This is a genomic window from Hafnia alvei (genome assembly GCF_900095695.1).
Classification (GTDB): Bacteria; Pseudomonadota; Gammaproteobacteria; order Enterobacterales; family Enterobacteriaceae; genus Hafnia; species Hafnia alvei_B.
Genome location: NZ_FMIQ01000084.1, coordinates 1 through 24107, shown reverse-complemented (window position 1 = coordinate 24107; position 24107 = coordinate 1). Strand labels below are relative to the sequence as shown.

General features: G+C 48.1%; 23 protein-coding genes. 12 read left to right on the top strand and 11 right to left on the bottom strand.

Translation table 11 applies throughout. The annotated features are described in order from the left end of the window. Positions 1-296: 296 nt before the first annotated feature. From BN1044_RS22385 to BN1044_RS22370, 4 genes are read left to right on the top strand one after another with little or no spacing between them, the layout of a single operon-like run. Entirely contained in the window at positions 297-683 is a 387-nt protein-coding gene (locus tag BN1044_RS22385) for an ArsC family reductase (RefSeq protein WP_072310541.1), read from the top strand. Next, positions 680-1810 carry a succinyl-diaminopimelate desuccinylase gene (gene dapE, locus BN1044_RS22380; protein ID WP_072310540.1) on the top strand — a complete coding sequence of 377 codons (1131 nt, stop codon included), beginning with the start codon at positions 680-682 and terminating at the stop codon, positions 1808-1810. The genes BN1044_RS22385 and dapE overlap by 4 nt, the downstream gene beginning before the upstream one ends. Beyond that, on the top strand, positions 1807-2496 hold the full coding sequence (locus tag BN1044_RS22375) for a M15 family metallopeptidase (protein ID WP_072310539.1): 690 nt from the start codon (positions 1807-1809) through the stop codon (positions 2494-2496). The genes dapE and BN1044_RS22375 overlap by 4 nt, the downstream gene beginning before the upstream one ends. After that, complete coding sequence (locus tag BN1044_RS22370; protein WP_025797467.1) at positions 2484-2669, top strand: YpfN family protein; 186 nt, start codon at positions 2484-2486, stop codon at positions 2667-2669. Before BN1044_RS22375 ends, BN1044_RS22370 begins: the two co-directional genes overlap by 13 nt. A gap of 66 nt (positions 2670-2735) precedes the next feature. On the opposite strand, the gene ypfH is transcribed toward BN1044_RS22370, so the two are convergent. From ypfH to dapA, 7 genes are all read right to left on the bottom strand, one after another. Then, positions 2736-3422 (bottom strand): esterase, encoded by a 687-nt coding sequence (ypfH, locus tag BN1044_RS22365; RefSeq protein WP_072310538.1) that lies wholly within the window; start codon positions 3420-3422, stop codon positions 2736-2738. Between the two features lie 326 nt (positions 3423-3748). Then, positions 3749-6502, bottom strand: a complete 2754-nt coding sequence (locus BN1044_RS22360; protein ID WP_072310537.1) for an autotransporter outer membrane beta-barrel domain-containing protein — start codon at positions 6500-6502, stop codon at positions 3749-3751. 361 nt (positions 6503-6863) lie between these two features. Beyond that, positions 6864-8843 carry a tRNA(Met) cytidine acetyltransferase TmcA gene (locus tag BN1044_RS22355; protein ID WP_072310536.1) on the bottom strand — a complete coding sequence of 660 codons (1980 nt, stop codon included), beginning with the start codon at positions 8841-8843 and terminating at the stop codon, positions 6864-6866. Positions 8844-8964: 121 nt separating this feature from the next. After that, positions 8965-9843: a KPN_02809 family neutral zinc metallopeptidase gene (gene ypfJ, locus BN1044_RS22350; protein ID WP_072310535.1), complete on the bottom strand. Its 879-nt coding sequence runs from the start codon at positions 9841-9843 to the stop codon at positions 8965-8967. Positions 9844-10038: 195 nt separating this feature from the next. Further along, on the bottom strand, positions 10039-10752 hold the full coding sequence (gene purC, locus BN1044_RS22345; protein ID WP_072310534.1) for a phosphoribosylaminoimidazolesuccinocarboxamide synthase: 714 nt from the start codon (positions 10750-10752) through the stop codon (positions 10039-10041). A gap of 165 nt (positions 10753-10917) precedes the next feature. After that, positions 10918-11970: an outer membrane protein assembly factor BamC gene (gene bamC / locus BN1044_RS22340; RefSeq protein ID WP_072310533.1), complete on the bottom strand. Its 1053-nt coding sequence runs from the start codon at positions 11968-11970 to the stop codon at positions 10918-10920. A 16-nt stretch (positions 11971-11986) separates the two neighbouring features. Then, complete coding sequence (gene dapA, locus BN1044_RS22335) at positions 11987-12868, bottom strand: 4-hydroxy-tetrahydrodipicolinate synthase (protein WP_072310532.1); 882 nt, start codon at positions 12866-12868, stop codon at positions 11987-11989. Positions 12869-13005: 137 nt separating this feature from the next. Between dapA and BN1044_RS22330 the strand changes: the two genes are divergently transcribed. Beyond that, the gene (locus BN1044_RS22330; protein ID WP_432612993.1) at positions 13006-13584 is read left to right on the top strand and encodes a glycine cleavage system transcriptional repressor; all 579 of its coding nucleotides are present in this window, start codon (positions 13006-13008) and stop codon (positions 13582-13584) included. Then, on the top strand, positions 13584-14054 hold the full coding sequence (gene bcp, locus BN1044_RS22325) for a thioredoxin-dependent thiol peroxidase (RefSeq protein WP_040045465.1): 471 nt from the start codon (positions 13584-13586) through the stop codon (positions 14052-14054). Before BN1044_RS22330 ends, bcp begins: the two co-directional genes overlap by 1 nt. 66 nt (positions 14055-14120) lie before the next feature. Here the strand turns inward: bcp and BN1044_RS22320 are convergent, their stop codons facing one another. Then, complete coding sequence (locus BN1044_RS22320) at positions 14121-15185, bottom strand: AI-2E family transporter (RefSeq protein WP_072310531.1); 1065 nt, start codon at positions 15183-15185, stop codon at positions 14121-14123. A gap of 298 nt (positions 15186-15483) precedes the next feature. Here BN1044_RS22320 and BN1044_RS22315 point away from each other — a divergent pair, with 298 nt between their 5' ends. The 3 genes from BN1044_RS22315 to BN1044_RS22305 are packed head-to-tail and all read left to right on the top strand — an operon-like array spanning position 15484 to position 17927. Then, a complete protein-coding gene (locus BN1044_RS22315) occupies positions 15484-16968 on the top strand; it encodes a beta-barrel assembly-enhancing protease (protein WP_072310585.1) in 1485 nt (494 codons plus the stop codon). Between the two features lie 9 nt (positions 16969-16977). Beyond that, positions 16978-17334, top strand: coding sequence for an arsenate reductase (glutaredoxin) (gene arsC, locus BN1044_RS22310; protein ID WP_072310530.1), 357 nt, complete (start codon positions 16978-16980; stop codon positions 17332-17334). 14 nt (positions 17335-17348) lie between these two features. After that, complete coding sequence (locus BN1044_RS22305; RefSeq protein ID WP_072310529.1) at positions 17349-17927, top strand: GNAT family N-acetyltransferase; 579 nt, start codon at positions 17349-17351, stop codon at positions 17925-17927. An 84-nt stretch (positions 17928-18011) separates the two neighbouring features. On the opposite strand, the gene hda is transcribed toward BN1044_RS22305, so the two are convergent. From hda to upp, 3 genes are all read right to left on the bottom strand, one after another. Continuing rightward, on the bottom strand, positions 18012-18719 hold the full coding sequence (gene hda, locus BN1044_RS22300; protein ID WP_040045459.1) for a DnaA inactivator Hda: 708 nt from the start codon (positions 18717-18719) through the stop codon (positions 18012-18014). An 81-nt stretch (positions 18720-18800) separates the two neighbouring features. Beyond that, positions 18801-20093: a uracil permease gene (gene uraA, locus BN1044_RS22295; RefSeq protein WP_072310528.1), complete on the bottom strand. Its 1293-nt coding sequence runs from the start codon at positions 20091-20093 to the stop codon at positions 18801-18803. 251 nt (positions 20094-20344) lie between these two features. Beyond that, positions 20345-20971 carry a uracil phosphoribosyltransferase gene (gene upp / locus BN1044_RS22290; RefSeq protein ID WP_025797438.1) on the bottom strand — a complete coding sequence of 209 codons (627 nt, stop codon included), beginning with the start codon at positions 20969-20971 and terminating at the stop codon, positions 20345-20347. A 315-nt stretch (positions 20972-21286) separates the two neighbouring features. On the opposite strand from upp, the gene purM reads away from it, so the two are divergent. The 3 genes from purM to speG all read left to right on the top strand — a co-directional run bounded on the left by purM (position 21287) and on the right by speG (position 23697). Then, positions 21287-22327, top strand: a complete 1041-nt coding sequence (gene purM / locus BN1044_RS22285) for a phosphoribosylformylglycinamidine cyclo-ligase (protein WP_072310526.1) — start codon at positions 21287-21289, stop codon at positions 22325-22327. Between the two features lie 12 nt (positions 22328-22339). Beyond that, positions 22340-22978 carry a phosphoribosylglycinamide formyltransferase gene (purN, locus tag BN1044_RS22280; RefSeq protein WP_072310525.1) on the top strand — a complete coding sequence of 213 codons (639 nt, stop codon included), beginning with the start codon at positions 22340-22342 and terminating at the stop codon, positions 22976-22978. A 161-nt stretch (positions 22979-23139) separates the two neighbouring features. Next, positions 23140-23697: a spermidine N1-acetyltransferase gene (gene speG, locus BN1044_RS22275; RefSeq protein WP_025797434.1), complete on the top strand. Its 558-nt coding sequence runs from the start codon at positions 23140-23142 to the stop codon at positions 23695-23697. Positions 23698-24107 lie beyond the last annotated feature (410 nt).

Here is a 24107-nt window from a genome sequence, read left to right as displayed (position 1 = left end):
TTACGTCTTTTGTGGCCTACATAGTTAGTACCCGCACATGATAACCTTTTAGAGACCAACGGTGAATAATTGACCTATTCGATATTTCTATCAATATGATGGCTAGGCACCGCAATTAAGGTAAGCACACAGATCAAATTGACATAGTCGGAGCACTCTTAGGGCTAACACTCTGGATCGAGAGCTCTTTTTCCCGCATTATGTGTTAAATAATTTAACAACATGAGCAAATCACGATCTGCACAGTAATAAAATAATTTGCCAGATCGTGAGCTAAAACACAGGGACTCTGCCATATGACAGCACACTCAGAAAATACGTCTCTTTATCTTTACGGCATTAAAAACTGCGACACGATCAAAAAAGCGAAAAAGTGGCTGGAAGAACAGCAGGTCGCCTATCAATTTCATGATTACCGAGCCGATGGGCTAGATGCGAAACTTCTACGCACCTTTATCGAACAATTGGGTTGGGAAGCACTACTTAATACTCGCGGCACAACCTGGCGTAAGCTCAATGAATCAGTGCGCCAAAGCATCAATAACGCTGATTCCGCTGCTGAATTAATGCTGGCACAGCCAGCAATCATCAAGCGCCCATTGCTCGTCCACAACCACCGCATGTTGTTGGGATTTAATCCAGATCAATACACACAATTTTTAGCTGAGGAGAAAATACGATGACCTGCCCTGTTCTTGAGCTCACTCAGCAGCTAATAAAGTGCCGTTCCGTTAGCCCCGAAGATGCGGGCTGCCAAGATCTGTTAATTGACCGTCTCAAAGCGGTTGGCTTTAGCATTGAAGACATGACCTTTGGTGATACCCGAAATTTTTGGGCCTGCCGTGACGGTAAAGGCCCTACGCTGGCATTCGCGGGTCATACCGACGTTGTCCCAAGCGGCGACGAGTCAAAATGGACTAACCCGCCCTATGAACCCACCTTACGCGACGGCATGATCTATGGTCGAGGAGCCGCTGACATGAAAGGTTCATTGGCAGCGATGGTGGTTGCGGCTGAGCGTTTTGTCGAAGCAAACCCACAGCATCAAGGTCGACTCGCCTTTTTGATCACTTCAGATGAAGAAGCCAGCGCGGTAAACGGCACGGTTAAAGTGGTTGAGCAGCTGATAGCGAGAAAAGAAAAAGTAGAATATTGCTTGGTGGGAGAGCCTTCTAGCACCGAAAGAGTTGGGGACGTCGTCAAAAATGGCCGTCGAGGGTCAATGACCGCAAATCTCTACATACATGGCATTCAAGGTCATGTCGCCTACCCACACCTTGCTGATAACCCTATTCATAAAGCGACTCCCATGCTTCACGAGCTTGTGAATGAAATCTGGGATCAAGGCAATGAATTTTTCCCGCCAACCAGCATGCAGATTGCCAATATGGCGGCAGGAACGGGGAGCAATAACGTGATCCCCGGCGAGCTTTATGTACAGTTTAATTTCCGTTTCAGCACCGAATCCACCGTAGAATCCATAAAGGCCCGCGTAAAAGACCTGCTAGATCGCCATCAGTTAAATTATAAATTAGAATGGAATGTATCAGGGTTACCCTTCTTGACCCCGCGTGGTCATCTGGTTGATGCCGTTATTAATGCCATTGAGCATTACGGAGAAATAACGCCTCAATTGCTGACAACCGGGGGCACTTCTGATGGACGCTTTATTGCTCAAATGGGCACTCAGGTGGTTGAACTAGGGCCAGTCAATGCCACTATTCATAAAATTGATGAATGTGTTCATGCGGCTGACCTGCAATTGCTCAGCCGTATGTACCAAAGAATCATGGAGCAACTCATCGTATGATGACGATGGCAATGCTGACCGGACAAAGCACAGAGCATCTTGCCGTGCTCTGTGGGCATCATCGTTTGCAGCCTGAAGCCGTTGAGGCTTTTCAAGCATTGCAGCGCGCTGCAAAAAATGCGGGATTTAATTTACAACCCGCAAGTACGTTTAGAGATTTCGCTCGTCAACAGACCATTTGGAATGCCAAATTCGAAGGTGAGCGCGCCGTTCTTGACGAAAATAGTCAGCCGTTAGATATCAGAACGCTGACCGAAGGGGAACTGTGCTGTGCCATTTTACGCTGGTCTGCGCTGCCCGGAGCTAGCCGGCATCACTGGGGAACCGATCTTGACATCTACGATCCCGACCTTCTACCTGAGGGTAAAAAGCTTCAGTTAGAGCCATGGGAATATCTTGAAGGCGGTTATTTCTCTGCGTTGAGCCAATGGTTAACAGATAATATGGAGCAATTTGGTTTCTATCGTCCATTTAGTGATGGAGAACAAGGTGTTGCAGTAGAACCGTGGCATCTTAGCTACCGGCCACTTTCAACGTTAGCGGAACATCAGCTTACTGAGGATGTGCTTAAAAATGCCTGGCAAGGGCAGCATATTGCCGGTTCAGATTGGCTAATCCCTCATCTGTCCGACGTTTTTTCTCGTTTTATTACCGTAAAAGACAGGGGGCAACCATGCAATGGTTAGCCGATTACTGGTGGATAATCCTGCTAGTGCTGATTGGGATGGTCTGGAATGGTATGAAAGCCTTGCTCAAAGTCGATCACAAAAGTTTTTTGAGCAATAAGCCTGAGTTACCTCCGCATCGTGACAATAACGCAGAATGGGACAAGGACGACGACTGGCCCAAAAAACAATAAGCCGTCGTTCTTCTCTCCATATAACAAAGGGCAACTTACGTTGCCCTTTGTTTATTGAACAAATAATTATTTAAACGCAATCAGATCGCCACGTTTCCCGCTTATAGCTTCATCCCAGTAGCGTTGAGGGATATATGCACGTAAACGCTCAAGCGCCAAATCCATCATATTCTGATCAATTGCATGGCCAATCGGCTCGATGTCCAAAGTAAAATCAGAACCCTGCTCACGCATTTTTTCTGCCGCGTGTTGCGCATTTTCAATGGCAATCACCCGATCTTCGCTACCATGAATCATATGCACTACGGTATCGCCCAAACTTTTCTCTGGCAATGCTGCAAAGCGACCGCTAAACGACACGACTCTTCCTGCTAAATTTGATACGGCTTTCACGGCTTCTAAAGCCATAATAGCCCCTTGCGAAAAACCGACTAGCGCCGTTGCAGCTGGATTCACATCAGCAACGCGCTGCCAATATCGCACGATATCAATAAACTGTGGCATCGCTTGATGAACGCGCTCGATACGATTCTCTTCCGTCACACCGTTCACGGAAAACCACTGTAGCCCCTGACCACCTGGGATCAAATGCGGAGAACCTACGCTGACAACCAGTGAATGTGGAAACGCTTGGGCAAAATACTCGCCAATGCTTCCCATTGAGACAGGGTTATCACCAACGCCATGAAACAGCAAAATCAGCTGCTCTGCCGGTGTTGCAGGGCTTTGGACAACATGATGTTCGTGTTTCATTAGATACTCCTCGCTGGATAAAAAGATGTCATTCATCGACATCATCTGTTGAAGAGTACTATACGCCGAAGAATTCACAGGAAAATCGGGTTTCCCTGATGATGTTGTTCTATTTTTTTGCACAATCCTCTGATTCTACGAGCAGAAAATAATGCAAAAAAATGGCCTCTTTAGAGAGGCCATTTCATTCATTGGAGTTCCCTCTGTAGCCGAAGCTACAGAGGGAGTTCATACCAGATAACTGCCCGAAATCCTTTCAGCACAAAAGTTATCACTTGGACGCTAGCAATAACCTCTGCATACAGCTATCTCCTAGTATGAATGGATTACCAGCTGTATTTCACGCCAGCGTTAACAGCCCATGGTTGGTCAACATCGCTGCCGCCCAAGTAGCTGTAACCAGCGTAAGTGCTGAAGTTCTTAGTGAAGTTAAACTGTCCGCCTGCACCGACGCGCACTGCAGAACCACCTTGACCGTTATCAATCTTGTCGCCGTTGATTTTGCCGTGATTGCTGCCAGCATCGTCATAAACGTAAGCCAGATTGAAGTACGGCGTCAGAGACTGCTCGTTTGCATAGTTGAAGCGGTAGTTAGCATTGATACCCGCCTCATAACGCATGCTGTCGTAGCTTTGATCGTTAACAGCCATACCGTTGCTGGTACGATAGCTATCGCCATCCATGAACAGGCCTGAAACGCTCGCATACGGGCTCAGTTTACCTTGGGTATCAAGTGCAATGTCATAACCCAGTTTCAGACCGAAGCCCCAACCGTCGCTGCTGGTTGAACCTGAAGTATGGTCGCCGTTGCTCATATCAGCATCCAAATCGTTGCTGTAATGTGCGTAGCTCAATGATGAATCCAAGAAGATATTGTTATCAAACTTAGCTGAAGAGTAGATACGAGCAGATTGGCTATCCTGATCGACGCTACCGCTATGGTCGTTAATATCGCCTTTGGCAAAGCCTGCAGACATACCAATCAGCCAATTTGCGTAGTTGCCGTCGATCACTTTATCAACACCAATCATAACGCCGTTGATATCCTGATCGTAGTTAACCGCGCCGCCGTTAGCGTCTACATGGCCACCAAAGTAGCTTACCCATGCACCACCGGCATCACCCACGCTATCACGAGTCTGGGTCTGGCGACGTTCCAGAGTATCCTGTTCCATATGCCAGATATTGGCATTCGCAGAAGGAATGCTCAGCGCCATGTTAGCCGCATCGGTCAATTCACGCTGGTTCAGAACAACGGTATCGCCACGTTGCTGAGCTTCATAGGTGTACGCACCCAAATCAGCTTTGTTGCTCGCAGTGAAGGTTGCATGCGTGTCAGCATTATTGTCGTATACGCGGATAACTTCTTTATCTTTGTAATCAGCAATAGAGCCTTGGCCGGTTGCGTTATCAATACGCACGTTGTAGTTACCGCTCACGTCGCCGTTAACCGCTAAGTGACCGTCAGAGTTAATAGCCACAACACCATGGTCATAACCCGTCGCATTTACGTCATTGGTAACATAACGCGCATTACCCATATCTGAATTCAAAACGTATTCACGGCTACCTACATTCAGGATACCGCCATCGCTTAATATCAGGCTATGAGTATCGGTCTGGCCTAAACCTAGGTTCAGCTCACCACCGTTGGTGACAGTAATGGTATTAGCATACAGAGCCGCAGTTTCTTCAGTCAGTTTAACCTGGCTGCCGCTGTTGATGTTCAGAGAATCGGTAGCAACACCATCGTTATAGCCATACACGTCAGGGATAGTCGTTCCTGCGCTATTGCTATCACCGATCTGCATTGAAGAACCGTTATTCAATGTAATGCTATCAGCCAACAAGCTCGAATTCACAACGTTAACTTGGGAACCGTTATTGACGGTCAAAGTGTCAATGTTGGAAGATTTACGCGTGTCCCATTCAGAGGCGTTATCCAGAGTAATGTTAAACAGGCCGCTCTGATAAACAGATGCTGAAGTGAGATTGCCATCAGCATTGAACTCATCCGTCGGCCACAGGCTATTAGGGCTGTAATCGTACAGAGTATTAGTGCGTTCAACGCTAGACATCGCCGCACCAACCCACTTGCTGCCGTTGGTTAATGTCAGGTTTAACGAATCTTGGTCATCCCAGCCATTGGTGTCTTTAATGCCATCACCATTAGAATCATGGCCAATCGGATCAAAGTTATGATCAAACACGCTATAGAATAGAACATCGCCAGTCAACGTTGAATGATCAAACGTTGCCGTGGTTTGCATAGCGTTATCAGAGCGGCTTGCTGCAACAATCAGTGCCGCGTCATCAAGGCCAGCCTCTGTTGTTCCTGCATAGTCGCTTGGCTTGTTAGATTGACCGTAGAAACCGGTATTTCCCAGCTCAGAATATGCACCTGAAGTCACTACTGAATCTTTAACCGTTAAAGTATCAGTAAAAATCTCTGGATTATTGGTTACATCATCTGGCCAATAGTATCCTTGCGTTAAGGTTATACCTGCAATGTGTGAATTGTTCTGGATAACAACATTTGCTTCTTGGTCCAGAGTAATTGCGTTGCCCAGGCCAAAAGTATTATACGTATCATGATCGCGTACATCATTAGTAGTCACGTCATAATCATAATGTTCGTAAGTGTCGTCAATCGTCGAGTTATCAACGGTCAACTGCAAAGTATCTTGATAATAATCACGATTATAATCGCCATCAGTGCATTCAACAGTCATGCACTGTGATGTAATCATACCGTGGATAGTGCTATTAGAAATATTTAGCGTATTGGCAGTACCATTTACACCATCATCAAGGTAATAGGTTGAAATAACGCCATTAACAACTGCTTTATTAATTACTGGGTAGATATTACCGTTGTAATATCCGTCAGCATTGTGATCCCAACCAACATATCCGGTGTAGCCAATGTGATTGCTATAAGCAACTGGATCATGAACAAACGTTTCGTACGTAGTACCTGAAATATCATTCGTAGCAGCTACAGCAGCTTGTGCTGCGATAGCCATCGAGCAAGCCAATGCTAGACGCGATATAGCCGTCTTTTTCTTCCAAGAAGACATCTGTTATTCCCTCATTATAGGTAACGTTAATCCATAACCCATCAGAGATGAATATAGTTATGAATTGTTGATACTTTTAAAATATATACAGCCATTTGAAAGTGCGTTCGCTAAAGTTCAGCGGAATTAAATAATAATTAAGAGGTAAATTTAATTCAACTAAAAAAACAGTTTAAATAGATAACAATTTAAACCAACTAAAAATAAAAATATTTTAGAATACCAGTTAATAATATCAATTATTTTAATCATGAATTAAACAAAAACAAACGCCAAACAAATAAAGAAATTAAAAAGAAAAAACAAAGAATTAAAGTGACATCATTAATAATACACGCACCATAAAAAGCAACCCTAAAACTTATTTTTCAGAATGCTTTATAAGATGAGATATAATATTTCTTAGCATAGCTACGAGCGCTTTTTTCCCTGATAGTTTGTATTTTTCACACAATAATTCCACGCTACCACTCTCATTAATAAAATCATTAAGAATGCAATTACCAGCATTATTGGAAAGCTTATCCGCACATCTAATTAGCGCATAAATAGAAACATCAAGCGGGCGAGAAGAATACGCAAAACCGTGAAGTTCATCCCAATCATCATGGTTCAGGGACAGATCTTTTACCACCCTCAGCGGCAGCTGAAGTTTGAGCTTTTGTTGGATAAAGTATCCATCACGCCGTAATCTCAGCCGCAGTTTATCCAAAAGTGATCGCGAGTTTTCATTGAAAGGCAATATTGCCATCGCAGTATAGCAACCGCTACTTGCCTCAAGGTGAGTGCCAAAACGCACGAGTTCAAAACCACATTGCTGCCAGAAATGATAAAGCTCTGGTGTATACCCAAAACTAACAGATACGTAGTCTAGCCCTTCTTCTCGAGCTTGTTGAACCGCCGAGTTCACCAACGATTTCGCGACCCCTTGGCGTCGCCATGCTGGAAATACCGCAATTCGACTTATTCGACGAGAACGCAATACTGCCGCCTGCCATTGACCACCATGGGCTGCGAGTGATTGGGCAACTAAACTACCTTTAGGCCGACGCTCGCCGGCCCAAACAGCTTTAGCCAGTGATTCATCTAAACCACCTTCATCAACCATCCATAGCGCCGCCGCAATAACGTCGCCGGCAAAGCTGCCATACAGATGGTTTCCCACACCATCCATTAACCGACGCAAATCTAGCGGCGTCGTTTTGTAGTGCGCACTCGTGAGGAGCATATAAAAATCGCACATCTTCTTTGGGTAAGACAGCCATTGAGACTGACTCAGCTTTTCCGATTTAAACTCTAGATTCTGTACTTGTGGTTCTTGTGGCTCCTCAAACAACAGCAAAGACTTTAACCAAGACTCAACGGGATCGCTGATGGCCCAACGCATCGGCTGATCTAATAAATAGGTGCAGCAAGATGGCAGGGAAGCACAGAATTTAAGTAGAAAACCACGCCCGGTACCTTCATATCCTTGTACGGTTGTGGTTAATAAAACCTGGGGAAAAAATGCAATCAGTTCACGTAGCATAGGTGCAGGGATTGCTGCGGCTTCATCAATTAGTAACCAATCAATATCCACAGGCGCCTGCTGTCGACATTGTTCTAGTAGCGCATCTGGCGCATAGAATTCAACCCCCTCGCCTCGTTGTGACAATATTTGCGTTGCTATTTTGCTTGGGCCAGTTACCCAGCATTTGCCCTTTACGCGTTCTGCCAGCATCCCCGCCAGCGTTGATTTTCCTCTGCCACGCTCACCAATCACAACGTTAATAGGCTGTTTATCGTTCAACAGCGCCTGCAAAATATATGTCTGCTCGGCCGTAGGCAATCCATTTGGGCGCAACCACTCAGGGCGTCGTTTCAGCGCAGGGATTTCTTTCTCGCTATTTTGCTTCCAGATAGCAATTTCCGGCTGTTCTAGCGTAATCCGTTGAAAATGATGAACGAAATGAGGGGTAGCGATAGGTTCAGGCTGTTCACTCCAACGCAAACTATCAAGATCCGATTGGCTATCCCACTGTTCCCATTCAGGAACTAATATAATAAGCCAATGCCCTGCGCTGATGGCTCCCGCCACAGCGGCTAGCGCTTCCGCATGAAATCCTGCTGCTGCATTAAAAATCACGTGACCAAGCTCTTGCCCCAATACGCCTTTGGCGAGATGGGGAGCAATAGACCTAACCCCTTGCGGCGCGCTTTCCCCAACCCACAGAAGCGATGAACACAGCGTGGGTAAAATCTCTGCAATAACCTGCTGGTGCCAATCGGTATCACCGCTAACGATGAGTAAACGGCGAATACCGGCTCGCTGCATTGAGGGAATAGAAGAAGAAAGCGGCATGAGAGTCTGCGTTGTCAGCAAAGATAGCGGATGATTATACGCGAATTACTTGCGTACGGCGGCGCTGTCACGTTGATTTAATACCCCACACATATAAATGTGCAGGGTATGAATGCCGTGATCAATTAGCTGATGCGAAGGTATTACAGCTATTTGGATTACCGCTGTCAAAACCGCGCTTAAACCATGTATAGCGTTGTTCAGATGTGCCGTGGGTAAAACTATCTGGGATCACTCGTCCTTGGCTCTGCTGTTGTAAACGATCGTCACCGATAGCCTGAGCAGCATTCAGAGCCTCTTCCAGATCGCCCTGCTCCAGCACTTGCTGATTCTGCATGAAATGTCCCCACACGCCAGCGAAGCAGTCAGCCTGAAGTTCCATTTTCACCGAGAGTCGATTTTGTTCAGCCTTGCTTGTCCCTTGCTGCATCTGCCGAATTTTCGGCTCAATGCCCAGCAGGTTTTGTACATGGTGTCCAACCTCGTGCGCGACCACATAACCCTGAGCAAAATCACCATCAGCACCAAGCTTATCTTTCATCTCTTGGTAGAAAGAGAGATCGATATACACAGTTTTATCTGCCGGACAATAAAAAGGCCCCATTACGGACTGACCCGTACCACACCCCGTGCGAGTGGCACCACGATAGAGTACCAGTTTAGGATCTTGATACTGTTTCCCCATTTTCTGGAATAGCTGGCTCCACGTGTCTTCGGTTGAAGCCAAAATAACGGAAGTAAACTTAGCCATCTGATTATCTTCTGGCGAATTAGCCTGTTGGCTTTGAGTCTGGGTTTGACCAACGGGTGCTTCACCGTTAAGCAGCGGCGTTAAATCCACCCCGTAATATCCCGCAACCAGTACAACCACCAGCAGAACCAATCCACCTTTACCACGCGGCACACGAAAACCACCGCCACCTAAACCACCGGACGAACCCGTGGAATCTCCACGTCGATCTTCAACGTTGTCGCTTTCGCGACGCCCTTGCCAGCGCATAGTTAAACCTCAGAAATTACATGATGCCTTAATGGTAGGAAATTGCTGGCGCGAATACCATAAAAAGGAGGAATCAGATAATGAAATACATCATTGCAGATAAAGATATGTGGTATTTCAACTCATTGGCAGACCATAAAAATGACAACAGAGGCTATCGCCTCTGCTGTTTTGCACGGTTTTTTAGCGTGAGGCTTAATCGAGTTTTACACCGATGCGGTGTGCGACTTCTTCATAGGCTTCAATCAGGCCGCCCAAACTCTGACGATAGCGGTCTTTATCCATCTTGTTCAGCGTTGCTTTATCCCACAGGCGACTACCGTCTGGTGAGAACTCATCACCCAGAACAACTTGGCCTTTAAACAAGCCAAATTCGAGTTTGAAATCGACCAGAATCAGCCCCGCATCACCAAAAATCTTGCTCAGCACATCGTTAACTTTGTAGCTCAATGCTTTCATGGTGGCTAAGTTTTCTTCGCTCACCCAGCCAAAGGTACGACAGTATGATTCATTCACCATCGGATCGTGCATGGCGTCGTTTTTCAGGAACAGATCGAATAGTGGCGGATTAAGAGGCGTCCCCTCTTCAATTCCCAAACGCTTCACCAGCGAGCCTGCGGCACGGTTGCGGATCACGCATTCAACCGGAACCATTTCCAGCTTTTTCACCAGCACTTCAGTATCAGAGAGTAAGCGCTCCATCTGAGTCGGGATCCCCGCCTCTTCCAGTTTGCTCATGATGAAATGGTTAAATTTGTTGTTAACCATACCTTTACGATCAAACTGCTCAATGCGCTGGCCATCCAGTGCTGATGTATCATTTCGGAACTCAAGAATCAGCAAATCCGGGTTTTCAGTGGTGTACACGGTTTTTGCTTTGCCGCGATACAACTCAGCGAGCTTTTGCATTTTGCTTACTCCATAGGTTTAAGAACATAAAAAATGAAATCAGCAGCTTTGGGTCAAAGCGCATCAATTTAGGGGCATTATACGCCAGCCAAACGATTGCGCATTAAAAAAATGAAATAAAAAAAGAGGCCGAAGCCCCTTTTTACATTTCTATGGTTTGCGCGATTACTGGCTAACTTTTACTTTCGCAAACGCAGCTTGGAACACACTCACCAACGCATCGTTCTGCGACTGGCTCAGTGGAGCCCCTTTGCTGTCAAGGAATTGCAGACTGGTACGGTTATCTAAATCGCCGACCTGAATCTTATAATCACCTTCTTTCAGCTCAGGATCTTTCGCGCCCAGATCGTCCCAGCTACTGCTTCCGATCGATTTGTAGGTCACGGAGATTGTACCCTGTGGACGGCTACGATCGGTCACTTTCATACCGATGTGTTCAAGCGTGGCCGGTAGACGATCCCAAACCGCAGTGTAAGGCGCGCGCGCAATCAACACCGGTAGGCCCGTATCATCAGCGCCGCTCTGCACGTCAATATCGCCTACCTGACGATTGGCACGCGCATTAGCCTGATCGGTTTGATATTTATCCAAACCGCTGACAATATCGTTCAGCACCGAAACCGCGTAACGCTGAGTCTGTGAATCCTCAGTGATCGCCGTATCGCCCTGCTTCAAGCCCAAGGACTTAACGACAACGGCTGTTTGGTAACCCTGTGGCTGCACAGTCACCTGATAGCGCCCCTGATACTGCACGTCTTCATCGCCACGCTGGAAATTAATCCAGTCGGTAGTCAGCGTTTGTCCCGCATCGTTACGGCTGGCAATCGGGTAATTTAACCCTTGTACTGCTTGCGCAACCTGAGACCACAGGCTACTTGCTCCCGGTGTGCTCTCTACTAAGACAATCGCTGCGCCATTAACAAACTGGCCACGCGAACCGTTCAGCAGAGCCAATGGCTGCGCCGGTGGTCGAATATCCAACGCCTTGCCTACGTTGCCTTGAGCCACATTTAAGCGCACATCATAGGCACCGTTTTGCACCGGCAGAATCATTCCAGCTGGCGTTTTCAATTCGGACAGCGTTGAGGCATCAAGATAAGCCTCATCGCCGCTCACCTGACGCTTATAGCGCTGATCGGTCGAGCATGCAGACAGCATCATCACCAAAGAAATGCCAACGACAGTCGCTACCGCCGACTTTTGTACTAAGTAAGCCATTCAATCTCCCTAAGAGTTACAGCAAGCCGACGTGTTTAAGCGCTTGTTCTACGACAGGACGAGCCTTATCGCTAATTGGCGTCATTGGTAAACGCATCGTGTCGGTTGCTATGAGTCCCAATACCTTACAGGCCCATTTCACCGGTATCGGGTTTGCTTCTACAAATAACTGTTGATGCAGCGCCATTAAACGCTGGTTCAGCTTACGCGCTTTAGCAAAATCACCTTCGGCGGCAAGCTTACAGAGTTCAGCCATTTCACGCGCAGCGACGTTTGCTGTGACAGAAATAACGCCCTGACCACCCAGTTGCATAAAGTCCAGAGCCGTTGCGTCATCGCCGCTTAGCAAAATAAAGCTATCGTCGTTGACCAGTTCTTGGATCTGACTAACACGACTTAAGTTCCCGGTCGCTTCTTTTACAGCAACAATATTTTTAATTTCTGCCAAACGCGCAATCGTTTCTGGCAGCATATCGCATCCCGTACGCGAAGGTACGTTATACAAAATCTGTGGTAAATCAGTGTGTTCAGCGATAGCTTTAAAGTGCTGGAACAAACCTTCCTGCATTGGCTTATTGTAATACGGCGTGACCGTCAAGCAACCAACGACGCCCGTATTATTGAAGCGCTCGGTCAAAGCAATCGCTTCCGTGGTAGCATTTGCTCCAGCGCCAGCAATCACAGGGATTCTGCCATCAGCAAGATCCAGCGTCTGTAGCACCACATCGACGTGCTCGTCGTGGTTTAGCGTGGCAGATTCGCCGGTGGTTCCTACGGATACAATCGCAGACGTCCCGCTGGACACATGATAATCAATCAATTTTTTCAAGCTAGCGCGATCGACCTGACCTTTGTCATCCATCGGCGTAACCAGCGCAACAATACTTCCCGTGAACATTGACAGTCCCTCCACAAACAGGTTCCTCATGGTACTTTTGAAAGCGATCGCAAAGCAAGTAAACATCTATGTGCTAACTGCTTGTCGAGGCGTTTTTTTTGTGTTTACCTTGGGACACCATCACAAAGTCAGGAAGAATGCTCTTGCCACAGCCCAATCAACACTATTTAGTCATTACAGCCTTAGGCGCAGATCGCCCCGGTATCGTCAATAATATCACCCGCCACGTGAGCAGCTGCGGATGCAATATTGAAGACAGCCGTTTGGCAATGTTGGGCGAAGAGTTTACTTTTATCATGCTGTTATCCGGTAGCTGGAATGCGATTACCCTCATTGAATCGACTTTACCGCTCAAGGGCGTTGAGATGGATTTACTGATCGTGATGAAACGCACAACGTGGCATGAACGCCCAACCATGCCAGCCACCGTATGGGTGCAGGTTGAAGTCAAAGACTCCCCGCACATCATCGAGCGCTTCACCGACTTGTTCGATTCGCACCAAATGAATATTGCCGAACTGGTTTCTAAAACCCAACTAAGCCAAGACTCCGCGGCGCCAAAATTGTATATTCAAATCACAGCACACAGCCCTGCCAGCCAAGATGCAGAAAGTATTGAGCAAGCTTTTGAGAAGCTCTGTACAGAGCTCAGTGCGCAAGGCAGTATAAACGTGGTGAACTATTCCCTGCATGAAGATAAAGACGGAGAGCAGTAATGAGCCCATTGAAAGCCGGTAGCATCGCTCCTAAATTTACCTTGTTAGATCAAGATGGTGAGCAAATCAGCTTGACCGACTTCCAAGGTCAGAAAGTTTTAGTCTATTTTTATCCAAAAGCCATGACTCCAGGCTGTACCGTTCAAGCCTGTGGACTGCGCGACAATATGGATGAATTGAAAAAATTGGGCGTAGAAGTGCTCGGTATCAGCACCGATAAACCAGAAAAACTTTCCCGCTTTGTAGAAAAAGAAGTGCTTAATTTCACCTTGCTATCTGATGAAGATCACAAAGTGTGCGAAGAGTTTGGCGTATGGGGTGAAAAATCCTTTATGGGTAAAACCTACGACGGCATCCATCGCATCAGCTTCCTGATTGATGAAGAAGGCAAAGTTCAGCACGTATTCGACGATTTCAAAACCAGCAATCACCACGATATCGTTTTGGACTACGTCAAAAACAACGGTTAATCAACCTTTGCTTTAAAATGCCAACGCCCTGCATGCAGGGCGTTATTTTTTCTAGATCACTAACGATTAATCCGCTTCGGAAATAAACTCGTCAGGCCATGCGTGGATCACTGCTTTTACCAACGTAGCCAATGGAATCGCAAAGAAAACGCCCCAGAATCCCCATAGTCCACCAAAGATAATCACCGAAAGAATGATCACCAGCGGATGCAAGTTCACCGCTTCGGAGAACAACAGCGGAACAAGCAGATTGCCATCCAAGCCTTGCACAACCAGATAAGCAACAAACAGCGTCCAGAAATCGGCGCCAAGTCCCCATTGGAACAACGCAACAATGACCACGGGGATCGTCACCAACACCGCACCGATATACGGGATCAGTACCGAGAACCCAACCAGCACGGCCAACAGCAAGGCATAATGCAAATCTACAACCAGAAAAACCAGATAGGTCGCCACGCCCACCACTACCATTTCGAGCACTTTGCCGCGAATATAGTTAGTGATTTGCTGATTCATCTCGATCCAAACCTGCCCAGCCAATCCGCGATCGCGCGGCAACACTCGCCGAACGGCATTCAGCATTTGCTCTTTGTCTTTCAGCAGGAAAAATACCATCAGCGGCACGAGAATAAGATAAATCGCTAGCGTAAGAAGCCCCACCAGCGATGCCAGTGATAATTTCACCACCGATTCTCCCATCACCGCCAACTTGGCGCGGGTATTCTCTACCACCATATCAATAATGCCCGCATCCATCAGCGCCGGATAGCGCCTTGGCAGCGTTGCGGCAAACTCATAGAAGCGCGTCACCATTTTCGGCATATCGGCTAATAGATTAAATCCCTGCTGCCAAACCGCCGGAGCAATGACAAAAACAGACAGCAGCGTAATACCGCCAAATGCAATCAGCACGGCAACCACGGCCCATACGCGCGAAAAACCAATCAGCTGCAGTTTATGCGTTGGCCATTCCAACAGATAGGCCAGAACAATAGCCACCAGCAGCGGGGCCAGAATCCCATTGAAAAAATAAATGATACAAAAGCCGACGAGCAGGATAGTCAGTAATGCTATTGCCTGTGGATCGGTAAAACGTCGTCGATACCACTGCATTAACATATCAAGCATGCGGGTCACTCCTTAAGCTGCACAAGCGTACAGTTTATTATCCTTGAAAAGAGGTGGCGAAAAGCCAATAACGTAAAATGATGATTTTGCTGTCATGGCGGCGTGGAGTCGATCCTACTATGATGGCAGAATGAGTGTAATAGAGAGTGGCGTAGTTAAGAAGAACTCTTACAGGCCTTTGCTGTCAAAAATGCCATTGCGGATAACAAACCAATGCGTTGTATCCTAATGATTCGTGTTTCTGCCAAGCAAAAAATCCCCACATGGGTATAGATGAAACTGAATGGAACTGTCTCTTATGACTTCTCGGTTTAAAACATCGGTTATCGCGACGATAGTTGCTGGTTTATTGCTGACTGGCTCCATGCCAAGCCAAGCAGATCCAAACGATGACCAACTACCTGACATTGGTACTACCGCAGGGAACACGCTCAGCATCAACCAAGAGCTAGCAATGGGTGATTTTTACGTGCGCCAGCTCCGTGCCAGTACGCCGCTTATCAACGATCCCTTATTGATTGAATATATCAACGGACTGGGGATGCGTTTGGTGTCCCATGCCCATTCGGTACGTACGCCGTTTCATTTCTATTTAGTGCGCAATGACGAAATCAACGCCTTCGCCTTCTTCGGCGGCAACGTGGTCTTACACTCCGCGCTATTCCGTTATACCGATAACGAAAGCCAGTTGGCTTCGGTCATGGCGCATGAAATTTCCCACGTGACTCAGCGCCATTTAGCCCGTGCGATGGAAGAGCAACAGCGTACGGCACCATTAACTTGGGTTGGCGCGCTGGGTTCAATATTGCTCGCGATGGCCAGCCCACAGGCGGGTATGGCGGCCTTAAGCGGTACCTTAGCCGGTAGCCAACAAAATATGATCAGCTTCACTCAGCAAAATGAGCAAGAAGCTGACCGCATCGGTCTTCAGGTTCTACAGCGTTCCGGTTTCGATCCGCAGGCCATGCCAAGTTTTCTGCAAAAGCTGTCCGATCAATCGCGCTATTCATCGAAGCCACCTGAAATTTTGCTGACTCACCCCCTGCCAGACAGCCGCCTATCCGACACCCGCAACCGTGCAAACCAGATGCCACCGCATCCCGTTCAGTCGTCACAAGACTACTTATTAGCGAAAGTGCGCGCGCTAGGCATGTACAGCGGCGGGCAGGATGGAAATACCTACCTGACTGAAGATGTTCTTAAAGCGATGGAAAACGGCAACGTACGCGAACAAACCGCCGCTCGCTATGGCCGAGCCATTTTGTTCAGCCAAGCGAATAAATATGATGATGCGCGTAAAATGCTGCAACCGTTGCTCGATAGCCAGCCAAACAATATCTGGTTTATCGACCTGATGACCGATATCGATTTAGAGCAGAAGAAAGCCCCGGCGGCTATCGCGCGTTTAGAATCAGCACTCGCAAAAAACCGCAACGAACCCGTGTTACAAATCAACTTGGCAAATGCCTACGTTGAAGGCAACCAGCCTGCCAAAGCTTCACGCATTCTTTATCGCTACACTTTTGATCATCCAAACGATCCCAACGGCTGGGACATTCTCGCTCAGGCCAGCGCCGCACAGGGGATCCGTGATGAAGAGCTATCCGCCCGCGCAGAAAGTTTGGCGCTGGTAGGACAATTGGATCAAGCGATTGGCTTACTCAGCAACGCCAGTGCCCTGATGCCGGTTGGCAGCCTAAAACAGGCGCGCTACGACGCGCGTATCGATCAACTGCGCCAACTACAACAAAGCTTCAAGCAGTATCAACGCGGAGGCCGCTAAGGAAAACCTATGTCACAACACGTCACGATTTATCACAACCCACGCTGCTCTAAGAGCCGTGAAACACTCGCGCTGATAAAAGAACAAGGTATTGAGCCAACTATCGTGCATTATCTGGAGACACCTCCCGATGCTGCAACGTTGAAAACGCTGCTGAAAGAACTCGGATTCACCTCCGCTCGTCAGCTGATGCGCCATAAAGAAGATCTGTATAAAGAACTTAGCCTTGCCGATGAATCGTTAACTGAAGATCAGCTTATCGACGCCATGATCAACAACCCGAAATTGATCGAGCGCCCAATCGTGGTTAAAGGCAAAAAAGCCCGTATTGGTCGTCCGCCAGAGCAGGTATTAGACATTCTCTAACGCGAGGTTTTCATATGGAACAGCCCGTCTTGAAAGGCAAACGTGTCGAGCTTCACCCGCTGCAGGTTGAACATCGCCAGCCAATTATCGATGCCGCCTCAGACGGGCAACTGTGGGAAATGACGCTAACGGTCATTCCAAGCCCGCAATCCATTGATAAATATCTCACCCATGCTTTTGAACAGCGTGAAAACGGCAGTCAGATGCCGTTTGTTATCGTCGATGCCGACAGCCGCAAAGTGGTCGGCTGCACCCGATTTTGGAAAATTGATTCTGCCAACCGGAAACTCGAAATTGGCCATACGTGGCTGAGCCACTCCTTCCAACGCTCAGGCATCAATACCGAAGCAAAATACCTGCTGCTTAGCTATGCGTTTGAAGTGATGAACTGTGTTCGCGTACAGTTCACCACCGATGAAAACAACGCACGTTCCCGCGCAGCTATTTTACGCATCGGTGCTCAGCAAGAGGGAATAATCCGCCACGAACGTATCATGCCAGATGGCCGAAAACGCAACTCGGTGCGGTTTAGTATTATTGATGATGAATGGGGAATCGTGAAGGCGGGGCTTGAGAGCAAAATGCGGGATTAGGAACTGACTACTCATGTTGATTCTGTGTAAGATTTCGCCCGTATTTTCAACGTACGAAACCTTACCGCCCAAGCTAAAAGCGCCCTACAACGACAATATCTCTTTCACAAACGGAATAGTCAGCTTGCGCTGCGCCGTTATCGACGCATGATCCAGCTGATCTAACGTCATAAAAAGGGTTCGCATTTCACGATCCAACCGCTTTAATAAGAATCGGCCTACGTCCTCAGGCAGCTCAAACCCGCGCAGCTTTGAACGCAGCTGTAGCGCTAAGAGTTTGTCCTCATCGCCAAGCGGCTGAAGTTTATAAATTTGCCCCCAGTCCAGGCGCGAAGCCAAATCGGGCAAATGAAGATTAAGCTGACGAGGTGGGCGATCGCCAGTGATCAGCAACCGAGTACGGCCAGTTTCAAGAATGCGATTATAGAGATTGAAAATCGCCATTTCCCACTCTTCTTCTCCGGCGATACATTCAATGTTATCAATGCAAACCAAAGAAAGCTGCTCCATGCCATCCAACACTTCAGGCACAAAGTAGGCGCGCTTATCCAAAGGCACATAGCCCACGGCTTCGCCTCGTTGAGAAAGTTCAGCACAGGCCGCGTGCAACAGATGGCTGCGCCCTCCGCCCTCACGCGACCAGAAATAGATATAAGTACCATGCTCCTGCTGCAAAGCACCCTGCAATGCGGCTAGCAGAGAAGAATTCTCTCCCGAATAGAAACTCGCAAAAGTCTCGTCATCAGGCAAATAAAGTGGCAGTGAAAGCTGTGCCGGCGTGTTCAGAAGCACCTCAAACCAAAACAGGCAAAAAAACGCCGCCAGTTTAACACATAAACTGGCGGCTGTTGAGCGAGGATCTTAAGGATCTGATTAACGCGCGGACGTTTGCTCTTCGTCCGTTTCGTCGAGGATCACTTCTTCACCACGAACCATGCTGATCACTTTGAATAACAGGCTCATGGCAATACCGACAATCGTCGCCAATGCCATGCCTTTCAATTCGGCGGCACCAATGTGGATCGTTGCGCCGCTCACGCCAATAATCAAAATAATCGACGTCAGGATCAGGTTCTGCGCTTTGTTGTAGTCCACTTTTGATTCGATCAGCACGCGAATACCCGATGCACCGATTACGCCGTACAACAGCAGAGAAACGCCGCCCATCACCGGCACGGGCACCATCTGAATCGCCGCCGCCAGTTTACCAATGCAGGATAGCAGAATAGCCAAAACCGCAGCGCCACCAATTACCCATGTGCTATACACTTTGGTAATCGCCATCACGCCGATATTTTCGCCGTAGGTGGTATTTGGCGTTGAGCCGAAGAACCCAGAGAACATGGTCGACAAACCATTCGCAAACATCGAACGATGCAAACCAGGATCACGCAGCAAATCTTTCTTCACGATATTCGCCGTCACCACCAGATGGCCCACGTGCTCGGCAATCACCACCAACGCAGCAGGCAGAATAGTTAGGATCGCAAACCACTCGAATTTCGGCGTGTAGAAAGTCGGTAACGCAAACCAGTGAGCTTCACGGATAGGTGTTAAATCCACCACGCCCATGGCAAATGACAGCGCATACCCTGCCAGCACACCGATTAAAATAGGGATAATCGCTAAAAAACCGCGAAACAGCACCGAGCCCAGCACGGTTACCCCTAAGGTCACCATCGAAATAGTGATCGTAGTGGTGTCTACCGATGCGCCGCTGGCTGGCAGCAATCCCGCCATATTCGCGGCAACGCCTGCCAGTTCAAGTCCGATAACCGCAACAATCGCCCCCATCGCCGCCGGTGGGAACATCACATCCAGCCAGCCTGTACCGGCTTTTTTCACAATCAGCGCCACTAAGCAGAACAGGGCACCGCACACAATAAAACCACCAAGTGCCAGCTCATAACCTAAGGGCAACAGCAGCATAACCGGTGAAATAAAGGCAAAACTAGACCCTAAATAAGCCGGGATTTTTCCCTTACAAATGAATAAATACAGCAGCGTACCGATGCCGTTAAACAGCAAGACCGTCGCAGGGTTTATCTTGAATAGAATAGGCACCAGCACCGTTGCGCCAAACATGGCGAACAAATGCTGGAAGCTCAACGGAATCGTTTGCAAAAGCGGTGGGCGTTCGCTTACTCCGATGACGCGACGAGTCATGTTTTTATCCTCTAAGTGATTTTATTGAATAGTCAGGTGTTGTGTTTTTAGCTTGGTCTACCCGCGTTAAGAATGCCGGATATAGACTAATGCTGGTCACTTAAGCATGATTTTAGGGGAAGCACACCGATGGGGTCGTAACAGCTTTAGCTGCCTGAGCGCCCCGCGGTGTGCTAGCCCCATGTATCTCTTAAACGATCGGCATGAGGGTATAGACCAAAAAAAAGCCGACTCTCAAGTCGGCTCAATTATTATTTCGTACCAAATATCTTATCGCCCGCATCGCCCAAGCCAGGAATGATGTACCCCTTCTCATTCAAGCCCTGATCGATAGACGCGGTGTACAGCTCAACGTCTGGGTGCACTTTTTCTAACGCCGCAATACCTTCTGGCGCAGCAACCAGTACTAATACTTTAATGCTGTGGCAGCCGGCTTTTTTCAGCAGATCGATAGTGGCAATCATAGAACCACCGGTTGCCAGCATTGGGTCAACCACCAGCGCCATACGTTCATCGATGTTTGAAACTAATTTCTGGAAGTAAGGCACTGGCTCCAGAGTTTCTTCGTCACGATAAACACCAACCACGCTGATACGTGCGCTTGGAACATGTTCCAGCACGCCTTCCATCATGCCCAAACCTGCGCGCAGGATTGGAACCACGGTGATTTTTTTACCTTTGATCTGATCGACTTCGACAGGACCACACCAACCATCAATTGTTACTTTTTCTGTTTCGAGGTCTGCGGTCGCTTCATAGGTCAGTAAACTCCCGACCTCTGATGCCAGTTCACGAAAACGTTTGGTGCTAATATCGTTCTCGCGCATCAAGCCCAGTTTATGTCTTACGAGCGGGTGTTTTACTTCGACGATCTTCATCATTTCATCTCCCAGGTTGCGGTCAGCGCAAAAAAAAATCGCGAGATTATAACGCCTTTTAAATTCCGCGCCACCGTTAAAATCATGATCCAGATCAGCTTAGATGAGATCTACACGGATTACAGGAAAAAATCAGATCCCCTTCACAAGCCGCTCGCAAACGTTTGCCTAGACTGTTAGAATTGCCGCGTTTTTGAATATTTCAGTGTGCGTTCTGTTATCCGATGCAAGTACAAGCCGCACCGTTACTGAGCTAGCGGTTCCTTTGTACTCCTGATATCAGAACTCATCCTAACCGCCATGGGGATTTTCGCAGTGACCGACAAAACCGCTCTCAGTTACAAAGACGCAGGTGTAGACATTGATGCTGGCAATGCCTTAGTTGATCGCATTAAAGGCGTGGTAAAAGAAACTCGCCGCCCGGAAGTTATGGGTGGTCTGGGTGGATTTGGCGCACTTTGTGCCCTACCACAAAAATATCGCGAACCCATTCTGGTTTCAGGCACCGACGGCGTCGGCACCAAATTACGTCTGGCGATGGATTTAAAACGCCACAACACTATCGGTATTGATTTGGTCGCGATGTGTGTTAATGACTTGGTCGTTCAAGGCGCTGAACCATTATTCTTCCTCGATTATTATGCGACCGGAAAATTAGACGTAGACACCGCAGCCAGCGTTATCACCGGCATTGCCGAAGGCTGCAAGCAGTCAGGCTGCGCACTGGTTGGTGGCGAAACCGCTGAAATGCCGGGTATGTACCACGGTGAAGATTACGACGTTGCAGGCTTCTGCGTCGGCGTGGTTGAAAAATCAGAAATCATTGACGGCAGCAAGGTTCAAGCGGGCGATGTACTCATCGCGCTGGGCGCAAGCGGCCCGCACTCCAACGGCTATTCGCTGGTGCGCAAGATTTTGGAAGTCAGCCATACCGATCCGCTCAAAGAAGAGCTGGATGGCAGACCGCTGGCAGACCATTTACTGGCACCCACTAAGATCTACGTAAAATCTATTCTTAAGCTGATTGAAGAACACGACATCCACGCGATCGCCCACCTCACCGGCGGCGGTTTCTGGGAAAACATTCCGCGCGTACTGCCTGAGGGCACGCAGGCCGTTATCGATGAATCCAGCTGGCAGTGGCCATCGGTCTTTAACTGGCTGCAGCAGGCGGGCAACGTTAGCCGGCACGAAATGTATCGCACCTTCAACTGTGGCGTGGGCATGATCATCGCACTGCCTGCTTCAGAGGTTGATGCTGCGATTGCGCTCATGAACGCCCACGGCGAAAAAGCATGGAAAATTGGTGCAATCGCGGCGTCAAATACTGACGAACGCGTTGTGATCAACGCATAAGCGACTGAGCCAATGAAAAACATCGTCGTTTTAATTTCCGGCAACGGTAGCAATCTACAGGCGTTAATTGACGCCTGTAGCCATGGGCGCATTCGTGGACGCATCAGCGCCGTGTTCAGCAATAAGGCAAACGCTTATGGGCTTGAACGTGCGGCACAGGACGCTATTCCCACGCACTGTCTAGACCCCAAATCCTATGCCGACCGCGATGCTTTTGATCTGGCATTAATGCAAGAGATCGATGGCTATCAGCCTGATTTAGTGGTTTTAGCGGGCTACATGCGTATTTTATCTCCGCGTTTTGTTCAGCATTACCAAGGGCGGATGCTCAATATCCACCCTTCTCTGCTGCCCAAATATCCGGGATTACACACGCACCAGCAGGCGCTGAGCAACGGTGATGAAGAGCATGGCACCTCGGTGCACTTTGTCACTGATGAACTTGACGGCGGGCCGGTTGTTCTGCAGGCCAAAGTTCCGATTTTCGAACATGACAGCGAAGATGAAATTATCGAGCGCGTCCAGGTGCAAGAGCATTCCATCTACCCGCTGGTTGTAAGCTGGTTTATTGATGGACGCTTAAAGGCTAAAGACGATGCTGCGTGGTTAGACGGCATTCGTTTACCCCCACAAGGGTACGCGCCAGATTAAACGACGCCTCACCGTCGCAATAAACAAAATCCCTAGCCTTGGCTGGGGATTTTTGTATTTGCCGCCTTCAAGCAACTTGAATTATTTTGGGTATAATACAGTCTGTAGTATTCACTACATCGGCTATTCAGCTGAAACTTATGACAGTGAGAGGAATCAACATGTCCAGCGACAACAACGTCAGACTGCGCCCCCTGGAACGGGAAGACTTGACGTTCGTTCATCAACTCGACAATAACGCCAGCATCATGCGTTATTGGTTTGAAGAACCTTATATTGCCTTTGTAGAACTCTCTGAGCTGTATGACAAACACATTCACGATCAGAGCGAACGTCGCTTCGTGGTTGAACACGACGGGGTCAAAATTGGCTTAGTCGAATTAGTTGAGATTGACCATATTCACCGCCGTGCCGAATTCCAAATTATTATCGACCCTGCCCATCAAGGCCACGGTTATGCCAGCAAAGCGGCACAGTTGGCGTTGGATCATGGTTTTTCGGTGCTCAATCTCTACAAGCTGTATTTAATCGTCGATAAAGAAAACCAAAAGGCGATTCATATTTACAGCAAGCTAGGATTCAAAATCGAAGGCGAGCTGATCCATGAATTCTTCATCAACGGCGAATACCGCAACGCGATCCGTATGTGCATTTTCCAGCCGGATTATTTGGCGAAATATAAATCTCCTACGCCGCCGGTGAATCCAAATTCAATGTAGGTTGGGGCGCGGAGCAAGCCTTAATGTAAGGTTTCGTTCGCTTTGCTTATGAGGCCTTTGTGTAAGGTTTCGTACGCCTATCAATAACAGCTATCACATATAGCTAAATCGAAGGCGTCCGATGAGGGGCGCCAGCGCGCGCCCCTTCAATCCTCGCGCTTTTATCCGAGACGCCATCTCCGCGCCGGGTCGGCATGCGCCATCCCTGGCGCCTCCTCCCCTCGTGAAAACATCCTGTTTGCACTGCTCTAAATGCCACGACTTAAACTAAAAAACAGATAGAGTTTTTGTCTTTTGGGTTTGACCTTTTCCGGCACGTTGTTTTTCAGCCGAATAGAGGAATGCAGGCTAGGATTCGCCGACAGGGACGTCGGCGAAAGAACGGAGGAGCCAGGATGGCGATTGCCGTT